Source organism: Pseudomonas sp. 3A(2025) (assembly GCF_054589175.1).
In genome coordinates, this window is the sequence record NZ_BAAILM010000095.1 from 19,136 (window position 1) to 31,195 (window position 12,060).

Genomic DNA, 12,060 nt, shown 5'->3' on the forward strand with positions numbered 1-12,060 from the left:
TCATGCACGGCCATTCCCCCATCAAACGTCGAGAGTCGCGCAAGATCTGGGTTGGATCTGTGCCGGTCGGTGGCGATGCCCCGATTGCCGTACAGAGCATGACCAACAGCGACACCAACGATGTGGCTGCCACTGTGGCCCAGATCAACCGTCTGGAAGCTGCCGGTGTGGACATCGTACGGGTCTCGGTACCCGACATGGACGCCGCCGAGGCTTTCGGCCGCATCAAGCAACTGGTCAAGGTACCGTTGGTCGCCGACATTCACTTCGATTACCGCATTGCGCTGCGCGTAGCGGAACTGGGCGTCGACTGCCTGCGCATCAACCCCGGCAATATCGGTCGCGAAGACCGGGTCAAGGCCGTGGTCGATGCCGCGCGTGATCGTGGCATTCCGATCCGCATCGGCGTCAACGCCGGTTCCCTGGAAAAAGACCTGCAGAAAAAGTACGGCGAGCCTACGCCTGAAGCGCTGGTCGAGTCGGCACTGCGTCATGTCGAGCACCTTGATCGCCTGAATTTTCAGGACTTCAAGGTCAGCGTAAAGGCCTCTGACGTGTTCATGGCCGTCGAAGCCTACCGGCAGTTGGCCCGGCAGATTACCCAGCCATTGCACCTGGGCATCACCGAAGCCGGTGGTCTGCGTTCTGGCACAGTGAAATCTGCCGTAGGGCTGGGTATGCTGCTCGCCGAAGGGATTGGCGATACTATCCGCATCTCGCTGGCGGCCGATCCGGTCGAAGAGGTCAAGGTCGGTTACGACATCCTCAAGTCGTTGCACCTGCGTTCGCGTGGTATCAACTTCATTGCCTGCCCGAGCTGCTCGCGGCAGAACTTCGATGTGGTCAAGACCATGAACGAGCTTGAAAACCGCCTTGAGGACCTGCTGGTACCGCTGGATGTCGCGGTGATCGGTTGCGTGGTCAACGGCCCTGGAGAAGCCAAGGAAGCCCATATCGGGCTGACCGGTGGTTCCCCGAACCTGATCTATATCGACGGCAAGCCGGCGCAGAAACTGGGCAACGAGAATCTGGTCTCCGAACTCGAACGCCTGATTCGCGAGAAAGCAGCCGAAAAAGCTCAAGCTGACGCCTCGGTCATCGTGCGCGGCTAATCAAGATTGCTAAGGATTTTTTGTGAGTAAGTCTCTGCAAGCCATTCGTGGCATGAACGACATTTTGCCCGAGCAGACCCCGCTGTGGCGTTACTTTGAAGGCACCGTCTCGCGTCTGCTGGATAACTACGGTTATCGCCAGATCCGCATGCCGATCGTCGAGTTCACCGAGCTGTTCAAGCGCTCGATCGGCGAAGTGACCGATATCGTCGAAAAAGAGATGTACACCTTTGCCGACCGTAACGGCGATTCCCTGACCCTGCGCCCTGAAGGCACAGCAGCCTGCGTGCGTGCGGTGCTGGAGCACGGTATCACCGGCGGTGGTCAGGTGCAGAAACTCTGGTATATCGGCCCGATGTTTCGCCATGAGCGTCCGCAGAAAGGCCGTTATCGCCAGTTTCACCAGATTGGCGTAGAGGTTTTCAATCTCGATGGCCCGGACATCGACGCAGAATTGATCGTGCTGACCTGGCGTCTGTGGGGCCAGTTGGGCATCCGCGATGCGGTCAAGCTCGAACTCAACAGCCTGGGCACCAGCGAAGCCCGTGCCCGTTATCGCGATGCGCTGGTCGAGTACCTCTCGGCGCGTCACGAGCAACTGGACGAAGACAGCCAGCGTCGGCTGAAAAGCAACCCGCTGCGTATTCTCGACACCAAGGATCAGGCCACTCAGGCCCTGCTGGTCGACGCGCCGAAGCTGGCCGACTACCTCGACGACGAGTCGCGTATCCACTTCGACGGCCTCAAGGCGCGTCTGGATGCGGCCGGCATTCCGTACGTGATCAACCCCAAGCTGGTACGTGGGCTCGATTACTACAGCAAGACCGTTTTTGAATGGGTCACCGACAAGCTCGGCGCCCAGGGCACCGTGTGTGCCGGCGGTCGTTACGATGGTCTGGTCGAGCAGATGGGTGGCAAGCCTACGACCGGCGTCGGCTTCGCCATGGGCATCGAGCGTCTGGTGTTGCTGCTTGAAACCCTGGAGCAAGTGCCGCAAGACATCGCGCGTCAGGTCGATATTTACCTCTGCGCCTTTGGCGAGGCGGCAGAGCTTGCAGCCCTGGCGCTGACCGAGCGGGTTCGCGACCAGTTGCCGAACCTGCGTTTGCAGGTCAATGCCGGCGCCGGCAGCTTCAAGAGCCAGTTCAAGAAAGCCGACAAGAGCGGCGCGCTGTATGCTCTGATCCTGGGTGAAGAAGAGCTGGCCGGCCAGCAGATCGGCGTCAAGCCGCTGCGTGGGCAGGGCGAGCAACAGAATATTGCCTGGGACGCTCTGCCCGAGCACCTGGCGGCTTGCCTCGCGCAGGCTTGAGCGGTCAAACAGACGATTTAGCGACGAATCAGGAGTATTGGGGTGTCGAGTAGCGAAGATGATGATCTGGCAGCAATGAAAGACTGGTGGCAGCGCAACGGCAAGCCCTTGGTAACGGGTGGTTTGCTGGCGCTGGTAGTCGTCTTCGGCTGGCAGTACTGGAAGAAATATCAAAGCACCCAGGCATCCAATGCTTCGGTGCTTTACCAGCAATTGCTGGAAACGGCCCTGACCCCTACCGGTGAAGCCGATCCTGCCCGTGTTGCCGACGTGGCCGGCAAGCTCAAGAAGGAATACGGCGGCACCGCTTACGCGCAATACGCCAGCCTGTTCGTCGCCAAGGTGGCGGTCGATACCGGCAAGCTCGATGATGCCGTTGCCGAATTGAAGCCGGTTGCCGACAAGCCATCCAACCCGACACTGGGTGAACTGGCGCGTCAGCGTCTGGCCCGTGTACTGGCGGCGCAGAACAAGGCCGAAGATGCGCTCAAGCTGCTCAACGGCGATGCCGACAAGGCATTCCTGGCCAGCCGTGAAGAACTCAAGGGCGATCTGCTGGTGCAGCTGGGTCGTACCGATGAGGCACATGCTGCTTATCAAAAGGCCAAGAATGCACTGTCGCCAGACGCGGCGGTGGGTGGCCTGCAAATGAAGCTCGACGATCTGGCCAAAGGGGATGCGTGACGTGATTCGTTGGAAACATGCAGCATTGCTGGCTCTGGCCGTGATGGCCGTGGGTTGCAGCAGCAACAGCAAGAAAGAATTGCCGCCAGCCGAGCTGACCGACTTCAAAGAAGAAGTGGTCCTGCAAAAAGTCTGGAGCCACTCGGTCGGCGACGGCCAGGGCGAGACCTGGAACATGCTGGTTCCGGCCATCGACGGTGATCGTATCTATGCCGGCGACGTGACCGGTGAAGTGGTTGCCCTGGACCGCCATACGGGCGACAAACTCTGGGAAAAAGACCTCGACCTGCCGGTTTCCGGTGCGGTCGGTGTAGGCTACGGCTTGTTGACCGTCGGCACTGTGCGCGGTGAAGTGGTAGCCCTGGATTCGAGCACTGGCGAAGAAAGATGGCGCGCCCGTGTCAGCAGCGAAGTTCTGGCACCGCCGGCCAACAACGGTGACGTTGTGGTCGTGCAGACCCAGGACGACCGCATCATCGGTCTGGACGCCTACACCGGTGCCCAGCGCTGGATCTACGAAAGCACGCCTGCCGTGCTGACGTTGCGTGGCACCAGTGCGCCGATCGTCACCAATCGTCTGGCGATTGCCGGCCTGTCGACCGGTAAGGTCGTGGCGCTGGACATCAGCAACGGCGTGCCAGTCTGGGAGCAGCGTATTGCCGTTCCGCAAGGCCGTTCGGAGCTTGAGCGTGTGGTCGACATCGACGGCGGCCTGCTGCTGTCCGGTGGCACCCTGTATGTGGCCAGCTATCAGGGCCGCGTTGCCGGTCTCGACCTGGACAGCGGCCGCGTACTGTGGCAGCGCGATGCGTCGAGCTATGCCGGTGTGGCCCAGGGTTTCGGCAGCGTTTACGTCAGCCTGGCGTCCGGCACGGTCGAAGGCGTCGACGAGCGTTCGTCTACCGCACTGTGGAGCAACGAGTCGCTGGCTCGTCGCCAACTGAGCGCGCCTGAAGTGTTTTCCAGCTATGTGGCTGTAGGTGACTTCGAAGGTTATCTACACTTGCTCAGCCAGGTCGACGGTCGTTTCGTGGCCCGTCAACGTATCGACAGCGATGGCCTGCGGGCTCGTCCGCTGGTGGTCGGCGACATGATTTACGTGTATGGCAACAGTGGCAAACTCGAAGCCCTGACCATCAAGCAATGATTGTCCAAGGCCTGGGCTGAACGCCCCGGCCTGCCTTGCTTGTGCAAGGCAGCAGTGCCCTCGGGGACTGTTTCGCACTCTGGCCGCTGCCCCGCAGCGGCTTTTGTATTTTCTGAAATAACGCAGTGGAGAGCCGCATGGTTCCCGTAATCGCCCTGGTGGGCCGACCGAACGTCGGCAAGTCCACCATGTTCAACCGCCTGACCAGGTCTCGGGACGCCATCGTTGGCGACCTGTCCGGTCTGACCCGTGATCGCCAATACGGAGAGGCGAAATGGCAGGGGCACTCTTACATCCTGATCGACACCGGCGGTATCTCCGGTGACGAGCATGGTATGGATGAAAAGATGGCCGAGCAGTCGCTGATGGCCATCGAAGAAGCCGATGTCGTACTGTTTCTGGTAGATGCCAAGGCTGGCTATACCGCCGCCGACCAGATGATTGGCGAGCACTTGCGCAAGCGCAACAAGCGCAGCTACGTGATTGCCAACAAGATCGATAACATCGACGAAAACCTGGCCCGCGCCGAGTTCAGCCCGATGGGCCTGGGCGACGCCATTCCGGTAGCCGGTGCTCACGGCCGTGGCATCACCCAGATGCTCGATTTCGTGCTCAAGGACCTGGAATGGGACGAGCAGGAAGTCATCGATCCTGAGGGCGTCGAAGAAGTCGCCGAAGGCGAGGAAGCCAAGCGTATTCCCGGTCCGAGCGAGAAAGATGGCATCAAGATCGCCATTATCGGCCGCCCGAACGTCGGCAAGTCGACCCTGGTCAACCGCATGCTCGGTGAAGACCGGGTCATCGTTTATGACCAGCCTGGAACGACGCGCGACAGTATTTACATCCCGTTCGAGCGTAACGAAGAAAAGTACACCCTGATCGACACGGCAGGCGTGCGCAAGCGCGGCAAGATCCACGAGGAAGTCGAAAAGTTCTCGGTGGTCAAAACCCTGCAGGCCATCAAGGACGCCAACGTGGTGATCTTCGTGATGGACTCGCGCGAAGGCGTGGTCGATCACGACCTGAACCTGCTGGGCTTTGCCCTGGAGTCGGGGCGTGCGCTGGTGATTGCCCTGAACAAATGGGACGGCATGACGCCAGGCGAACGCGACTTCGTCAAGATCGAGCTGCAACGCCGCTTGTTCTTCGTCGACTTTGCCGACATCCACTTCATCTCGGCGCTGCACGGCACCGGTGTGGGTAACCTGTACAAGTCGGTACAGAACGCTTTCGCTTCGGCTGTAACCCGCTGGCCGACCAGCCGCCTGACGCAGATCCTTGAAGATGCCGTCAGCGACCACGCACCGCCCATGGTCAATAACCGCCGCATCAAGCTGCGTTATGCCCACCTGGGTGGCGCCAACCCACCGATTATCGTGATCCACGGTAACCAGGTCGATGCGGTGCCCAAGTCGTATGTGCGCTACCTTGAAAACACCTATCGCCGGGTGTTGAAGCTGGTCGGTACGCCGATCCGTATCGAATTCAAGGGCGGCGAAAACCCGTATGAAGGCAACAAGAACACCCTGACCGACCGCCAGGTCAACAAGAAACGCCGCCTGATGTCGCACAACAAAAAAGCCGACAAAAAGCGCCGCGACAAACGCTGAAAGCAGCGGCAAGCTGGCAAGCTTCAAGCTGCAAGTGAAGGCAGTCCGCGAACTGTTCTTGCTTGCAGCTTGTAGCTTGCAACTTACCGCTAAAGTTGTAGGGTTAGCCCCAAGGCTTTCCCTACAGCAGGCGTCCAATGATCGACAGCAAACTGCCCAACGTGGGCACTACTATTTTCACCGTCATGTCGCAACTCGCCGCTGAAACCGGGGCGATCAACCTGTCTCAGGGCTTTCCCGATTTCGATGGTCCGCAGGCGTTGCGCGATGCGGTTGGGCGGCATGTCAGCGAAGGCCGCAATCAGTACTCCCCCATGACCGGCCTGCCGGCCTTGCGTCAGCAAGTGGCCGCCAAGATCGCCCGCAGCTATGGCGTTCAGGTCAATCCCGACAGCGAAATCACTATCACGCCCGGCGCGACCCAAGGCATCTTTTGTGCCGTGCAGGCGCTGATTCGTCCCGGTGACGAAGTCATCGTTTTCGACCCTTGCTACGACAGTTATGAGCCTTCGGTAGAACTGGCCGGTGGCCGCTGCGTGCATGTGCAGCTCGATGCGCATGATTTCTCTATCGACTGGCAGAAACTCAGTGATGCCCTGAGTCCGCGTACCCGCCTGATCATTCTCAATTCACCACACAACCCGTGCGGTGCCTTGCTGAGCCGTGCCGAGCTGGACCGCCTGGCAGCATTGATCGCCGAGCGCGATATCTACCTGATCAGCGACGAGGTCTACGAACATCTGGTGTTCGATGGCCGCCAACACGTCAGCGTTCTGGCCCACGAAGAACTCTATGCACGGGCCTTTGTGGTCAGTTCGTTTGGCAAGACCTACCACGTCACCGGCTGGAAAACCGGCTACGTGGTTGCGCCACCGGCCTTGACCGCCGAATTGCGCAAGGTGCATCAATACGTCAGCTTCTGCGGTGTCACGCCCCTGCAATTCGCGCTAGCCGATTTCATGGCCGAGCATCCGCAACATGTCGAAGAACTGCCGGCGTTCTATCAGGCCAAGCGCGACTTCTTCTGCGATCAACTGGCCGCTTCGCGTTTCAGCTTCCAGCCTGTGGGCGGTACGTATTTCCAGTTGGTGGACTACTCGCAGATTCGTCCCGACCTCAACGATGTCGACATGGCCTTGTGGATGACCCGCGAGCATGGCGTGGCGAGTATTCCGGTGTCGGTGTTCTACCAGAACCCGCCCGAAGGCCAGCGCCTGATCCGCCTGTGCTTTGCCAAACGAGAGGAGACGCTGCGTCAGGCAGCGGAAAAACTATGCGCGATCTGAGTGCCTTGCCGCCGCTGAACATTGCTCTGGTGCAAACCACGCTGGCCTGGCATGACCCGCAGGCCAACCTGGAGCATTTCGAAGCGTTGCTCGATCAGGCCCAACACGCCGATCTGGTAATCCTGCCGGAAATGTTCACCACCGGCTTCACCATGGACTCCGCCAGCCAGGCCGAGGAGGAGGGCGGCCTGGCTACACAATGGCTGCTGGCTCAGGCCAGGCGCATAGATGCGGTCATCACCGGCAGCGTGATCGTGCGCGCCGCCGATGGCAGCCACCGCAACCGGTTGTTGTGGGCGCGGCCTGACGGCGGGCTGCTGCATTATGACAAGCGTCATCTGTTTCGCATGGCGGGCGAACACGAGCATTTCAGCCCTGGCGAGCGGCAGGTGACGTTCGAGCTGAAGGGTTGGCGCATTCGCCCGTTGATTTGTTACGACCTGCGCTTTCCGGTGTGGAGTCGCGACGCGCAGGACACTGATCTACTGCTCTACACCGCCAACTGGCCCGGCGCCCGACGTGCGCACTGGAACCGCCTGCTGCCGGCGCGGGCCATCGAGAACCTGTGCTATGTCGCGGCGGTCAACCGCATCGGCACCGACGGCAAGGGCCTGGCCTACACCGGCGACAGCCAGGTGCTGGATTTCCAGGGGGAAAGCCTGTTTGACGCCGGTGAAGCCGACGGCGTATTCCGGGTCACGCTGGATGCCAGCGAGCTGGCCGCCTATCGTGAACGCTTTCCGGCGTCGCTGGATGCCGACAGCTTTAACATTCAGTAACAGGTATGTAGTTTTCTGTGTGCCGGCCGATACAGTCGGCACACCTGAAAGGAGTTCGTCATGACGACCATCAATACCAGTTCGCTGAGCAGTTACAGCAGCGCCTTGAGCCTGACGGCCAGGAAGCCGGAAGCTGTCCAGGCCGATGAAACCAAGACCTCCGAAACCACCAGGGTCAGCGCCGATCTGAGCGGTGCCAAGACTGGCGGCGCCAGCAAGAGCAAGAGTACGGCGACGACGCCGACCGAAGAAATGATCGAGCAGATCAAGAAGCAGATCGAACAGACTGAAAAACAGCTCGAACAACAAAGAGCGCAATTGGCAGCGGTGCAGAGCAGCAAGGCCGATGAGCAGACCAAGGCCCAGCAGGTCATGGCGATTCAGGTCCAGATCGCCGCCACCAGTGCCAACCTGCAGACTTTGCAGGGCAGTCTGTTGCAGCTCATCGGTGGCAGCATCGACACCACGGCCTGATTCGGGGCAGCGATTGTCTCTGCGCTGATACGTGGTGACTACAAAGTCATGCTGTTTTCACCTGTGGCCGGGCCGATACAGAGTCCGGGCTAACAGGAGATTCACCATGACCACGATCAACACCAGTGCATTGAGCACCTACAGCACCTCGTTCTCGTTGACCACCAAGAGCCAGACCGAGTCGACCAGCGAGACAACTGGCACTGAAGCCAGTAGCTCCGAAACCAACAGCACCGAAGTGTCGCCGGACGGCGCCAAGGCGGGTTCTGCGGCTGGAGCTGCCGGCGGATCCTCCGGTACGTTGTCGTCCACCGAGCAGGCGATCGAGGAGCTTGAAGAGCAAATCGAGGAAGCCCAGAAACAGCTCCAGCAACAACAACAGCAACTGGCCGCTGCACAGAACGGCAAAGGCACCGAAGAAGAAAAGGCAGCACAGGTCGCTGCCATTCAGGCACAGATTTCGACCACCAGCGCTCAGGTGCAGACCTTGCAAGCTTCCTTGCTGCAATTGCAGACCCAGGGCAGTGTGAACACTACGGCCTGATCGAGACACTGCGTATAAAAAAAGCCCCCGGCTCTGTACAGAACCGGGGGCTTTTTGTCGTGTGGTGGTTACTCGTTCACATTCATGAACTTGCGCGCCCACTGCACATAGTCTTCAGGCTGGGTGTAGGTGTGGGTCAGTTCGGTGGCGCTCATTTCCGAGGTGCTGCAGGTAATCTGCCGCTGCGCGCGCAGGCTGTCGTAAGTGGCCTTGATCGCGGCGAAATAGGCGCCATGGCCGTCCACGCAGACCCGTACGCCCATTTCTGCCAGGCGCTTGTTATCGAGCAGTTCAGGGTTGCCGTAGGTGACCAGCATCAATGGCACGGTCACGCCTTCGGAAATCTGCGCCAGGTGTTCGAAATCGCGCACGCCGACCACGGTGATGCCGTCCACGCCGGTGGCCTGGTATTGCTGCATACGGTCGATGGTTTCGTTGACCGGCAGAATGGTCGCGTTGGTACGGGCGAAGATCGACAGTTCACGGTCACTGCGTGCTTCCAGCGCGGCGCGCATCTTGCCCACGCCTTCGTCGACCGGAATCAGGTCGGTGGACTTGCGGCCAAACTGGGCTGGTAGCAGGGTGTCTTCGATGGTCAGTGCAGAAACGCCTGCACGCTCAAGTTCTACCACGGTGCGCATGACGTTCAGCGCGTTGCCATAACCGTGGTCGGCATCGGCAATGAACGGCAGTTCGGCGACGCGGCCAATGCGCGTGGCTTGTTCGGCGAATTCACTCAGGGTAATCAGAGCAAAGTCTGGCGCGGCCAGCACTTGCAGGGATGCAACGGAGCCGCCAAGGATGCCGACCTCAAAACCCAGGTCGGCCGCGATGCGGGCGGACATGGGGTCAAACACCGACGCGGTGCGGTAGCAGGAACTGGAAGAGGTCAGCGCGCGAAAGTTACGGCGCAGGTCTTGATGGGAAGCCTTGGGCATAGTCGCTCCGTAGAGGGCAGGGTCAGCCCGGCACGGCCGCGGCTGAGGGTTTTTCAATATACGGCAGGTCGCTCCGTGCAGGATTTTCGGCAGAAAATCGTTGCGCTAGTCATCGAAGTGTCGGGAATGAAGTACAGCAGAGGCCGGTTACAAGCGGGATACGATGACGCAAAAAGGTCATGTGGCTCGTAAACACAGGTGCCTGAATCGTTTAAGGTCGCAATGCTATCACAGCGATTTTGCCGTGCCTTATGCCGAATCTGCCGGGGGTATGCGGGAAATGCAAGATGCACTTTGATGGGGCGTTATTGCCCCGGGGTCTTCGCCCCATGCACCACTAGGGTGCAAAAGGGCGAAGGGAAGGGCCGGAATCAGGCGGCTTCAGCCTTGCCTGGCACCAGGCTCAGCGAGCGGTTCAGGGCGCTGAACAGGGCGCGGAAGCTGGCCGTGGTGATGTTTTCATCGATGCCCACGCCATGCACCGCACGCTCGCCGTTGACGCGCAGCTCGATGTACGCGGCTGCTTTCGCTGTGGTACCGGCACCGATGGCGTGCTCGTTGTAGTCCATGATCTCGACCGCCACCGGCAGACTGGACACCAGCGCTTCCAGTGCGCCATTGCCTTTGCCTTTCCAGCGCTGGGTTTCGTCGTTGACGTTGACTTCGGCGTCGACGTTGCTGATGTTGTTCTCTTCTTGCAGGCGATGGCTGATCAACGCGTAAGGCTTGTTGGCTTGCAGGTATTCACGCTTGAACAGCGCATAGATCTGCTGTGCGGTCATCTCCAGGCCCAGGCGATCGGTTTCGCCCTGAACCACCTGGCTGAACTCGATCTGCATACGGCGTGGCAGCGAAATACCGTATTCCTGTTCGAGCAAATAGGTGATGCCACCTTTGCCCGACTGGCTGTTGACGCGGATCACCGCCTCGTAGCTGCGGCCGATGTCGGCAGGGTCGATCGGCAGGTACGGCACTTCCCACAGAGCGTCAGCCTTTTGCTGGGTGAAGCCCTTGCGGATGGCATCCTGGTGCGAGCCGGAGAACGCGGTGTGGACCAGGTCGCCCACGTACGGATGACGTGGGTGCACCGGGATCTGGTTGCATTCTTCGACCACCTTGCGGATGCCGTCGATGTCCGAGAAGTCCAGCTCAGGGTGGACGCCCTGGGTGTAGAGGTTCAGGCCCAGGGTCACCAGATCGACGTTACCGGTGCGCTCGCCGTTGCCGAACAGGCAGCCTTCGACCCGGTCGGCACCGGCCATCAGGCCCAGCTCTGTAGCGGCCACACCGGTGCCACGGTCGTTGTGGGTGTGCAGGCTGATGATCACGCTGTCACGACGGTTGATGTGACGACCGAACCACTCGATCTGGTCGGCATAGATGTTCGGCGTCGACACTTCAACGGTGGCCGGCAGGTTGAGGATGACCTTGTGCTCAGGGGTCGGATTCCAGACCTCGATCACCGCGTCACAGACTTCCTTGGCGAACTCAAGCTCAGTGGCGCTGAAGGTTTCCGGCGAGTACTGGAACGTCCACTGGGTTTCAGGCTGCTGGGCGGCGTACTTGACGAACAGCTTGGCCGCATTCACCGCGATGTCCTTGACGCCTTGCTTGTCCTGATTGAAGACAATGCGGCGGAACGACGGGCTGGTGGCGTTGTACAGGTGAACGATGGCCTTTTTGGCGCCGCGCAGCGATTCGAAGGTGCGCGCGATCAGGTCTTCACGGGCCTGGGTCAGCACCTGGATGGTGGTGTCTTCCGGGATGTGATTGTCTTCGATCAGGGTGCGTACGAAGTCGAAGTCGGTCTGCGAGGCGGACGGAAACGAAGCTTCGATTTCCTTGACGCCAATGCTGACCAGCGTCTTCCAGAAACGCAGCTTCTTGACCGCGTCCATCGGCTCGATCAGCGACTGGTTGCCGTCGCGCAAGTCAGAGCTGCACCAGATCGGCGCTGCAGTGATGGACTTCGAAGGCCAGGTGCGATCCGGCAGGTCAATGGTCGGGAATGCACGGTACTTCTTCGAAGGGTCTTTGAGCATGGTCATCGGGCTAATCCTTTTGTTCTGAATGGGCCGTGATAGAGGCGGCCAACCATTTGCAAGCAGTAGAGGGGGCGAGGCGACGCGATCTAGCCTGGCAGTCGGGCGCTGACCAGGTCGAGACAGGCGTGC

General features: G+C 60.1%; 11 protein-coding genes. 9 read left to right on the forward strand and 2 right to left on the reverse strand.

The features are described 5' to 3' along the window. The first annotated feature begins 2 nt into the window (after nucleotides 1-2). From ispG to ACYP2A_RS23680, 9 genes are all read left to right on the forward strand, one after another. Nucleotides 3-1,112: a flavodoxin-dependent (E)-4-hydroxy-3-methylbut-2-enyl-diphosphate synthase gene (gene ispG, locus ACYP2A_RS23640; RefSeq protein WP_459748362.1), complete on the forward strand. Its 1,110-nt coding sequence runs from the start codon at nucleotides 3-5 to the stop codon at nucleotides 1,110-1,112. A 22-nt stretch (nucleotides 1,113-1,134) separates the two neighbouring features. Beyond that, a complete protein-coding gene (gene hisS, locus ACYP2A_RS23645) occupies nucleotides 1,135-2,424 on the forward strand; it encodes a histidine--tRNA ligase (RefSeq protein WP_459748363.1) in 1,290 nt (429 codons plus the stop codon). A 42-nt stretch (nucleotides 2,425-2,466) separates the two neighbouring features. After that, nucleotides 2,467-3,108 (forward strand): tetratricopeptide repeat protein, encoded by a 642-nt coding sequence (locus tag ACYP2A_RS23650; RefSeq protein WP_459748364.1) that lies wholly within the window; start codon nucleotides 2,467-2,469, stop codon nucleotides 3,106-3,108. After that, nucleotides 3,101-4,255, forward strand: coding sequence for an outer membrane protein assembly factor BamB (gene bamB / locus ACYP2A_RS23655; protein ID WP_459748365.1), 1,155 nt, complete (start codon nucleotides 3,101-3,103; stop codon nucleotides 4,253-4,255). The genes ACYP2A_RS23650 and bamB overlap by 8 nt, the downstream gene beginning before the upstream one ends. A gap of 137 nt (nucleotides 4,256-4,392) precedes the next feature. Then, complete coding sequence (gene der, locus ACYP2A_RS23660; protein ID WP_459748366.1) at nucleotides 4,393-5,865, forward strand: ribosome biogenesis GTPase Der; 1,473 nt, start codon at nucleotides 4,393-4,395, stop codon at nucleotides 5,863-5,865. Nucleotides 5,866-6,002: 137 nt separating this feature from the next. Then, on the forward strand, nucleotides 6,003-7,151 hold the full coding sequence (locus ACYP2A_RS23665) for a pyridoxal phosphate-dependent aminotransferase (RefSeq protein WP_459748367.1): 1,149 nt from the start codon (nucleotides 6,003-6,005) through the stop codon (nucleotides 7,149-7,151). Then, nucleotides 7,139-7,930: an amidohydrolase gene (locus ACYP2A_RS23670; protein WP_459748368.1), complete on the forward strand. Its 792-nt coding sequence runs from the start codon at nucleotides 7,139-7,141 to the stop codon at nucleotides 7,928-7,930. Before ACYP2A_RS23665 ends, ACYP2A_RS23670 begins: the two co-directional genes overlap by 13 nt. A gap of 60 nt (nucleotides 7,931-7,990) precedes the next feature. Beyond that, nucleotides 7,991-8,404, forward strand: a complete 414-nt coding sequence (locus tag ACYP2A_RS23675) for a hypothetical protein (RefSeq protein WP_459748369.1) — start codon at nucleotides 7,991-7,993, stop codon at nucleotides 8,402-8,404. A 106-nt stretch (nucleotides 8,405-8,510) separates the two neighbouring features. Further along, nucleotides 8,511-8,948, forward strand: coding sequence for a hypothetical protein (locus ACYP2A_RS23680; protein ID WP_459748370.1), 438 nt, complete (start codon nucleotides 8,511-8,513; stop codon nucleotides 8,946-8,948). Nucleotides 8,949-9,016: 68 nt separating this feature from the next. Here the strand turns inward: ACYP2A_RS23680 and ACYP2A_RS23685 are convergent, their stop codons facing one another. Then, the gene (locus tag ACYP2A_RS23685; protein WP_459748371.1) at nucleotides 9,017-9,886 is read right to left on the reverse strand and encodes an isocitrate lyase/PEP mutase family protein; all 870 of its coding nucleotides are present in this window, start codon (nucleotides 9,884-9,886) and stop codon (nucleotides 9,017-9,019) included. A gap of 371 nt (nucleotides 9,887-10,257) precedes the next feature. After that, nucleotides 10,258-11,934 carry a 2-isopropylmalate synthase gene (gene leuA, locus ACYP2A_RS23690; RefSeq protein WP_459748372.1) on the reverse strand — a complete coding sequence of 559 codons (1,677 nt, stop codon included), beginning with the start codon at nucleotides 11,932-11,934 and terminating at the stop codon, nucleotides 10,258-10,260. Between the last annotated feature and the right edge of the window lie 126 nt (nucleotides 11,935-12,060).

Excerpts from the sequence above, each read along its gene's own strand:
- ispG (WP_459748362.1), top strand. The coding sequence starts at position 3 with ATGCACGGCCATTCCCCCATCAAACGTCGAGAGTCGCGCAAGATCTGG.
- bamB (WP_459748365.1), top strand. The coding sequence starts at position 3,101 with ATGCGTGACGTGATTCGTTGGAAACATGCAGCATTGCTGGCTCTGGCC.
- der (WP_459748366.1), top strand. The coding sequence starts at position 4,393 with ATGGTTCCCGTAATCGCCCTGGTGGGCCGACCGAACGTCGGCAAGTCC.
- ACYP2A_RS23665 (WP_459748367.1), top strand. The coding sequence starts at position 6,003 with ATGATCGACAGCAAACTGCCCAACGTGGGCACTACTATTTTCACCGTC.
- ACYP2A_RS23670 (WP_459748368.1), top strand. The coding sequence starts at position 7,139 with ATGCGCGATCTGAGTGCCTTGCCGCCGCTGAACATTGCTCTGGTGCAA.
- ACYP2A_RS23675 (WP_459748369.1), top strand. The coding sequence starts at position 7,991 with ATGACGACCATCAATACCAGTTCGCTGAGCAGTTACAGCAGCGCCTTG.
- ACYP2A_RS23680 (WP_459748370.1), top strand. The coding sequence starts at position 8,511 with ATGACCACGATCAACACCAGTGCATTGAGCACCTACAGCACCTCGTTC.
- ACYP2A_RS23685 (WP_459748371.1), bottom strand. The coding sequence starts at position 9,886 with ATGCCCAAGGCTTCCCATCAAGACCTGCGCCGTAACTTTCGCGCGCTG.
- leuA (WP_459748372.1), bottom strand. The coding sequence starts at position 11,934 with ATGACCATGCTCAAAGACCCTTCGAAGAAGTACCGTGCATTCCCGACC.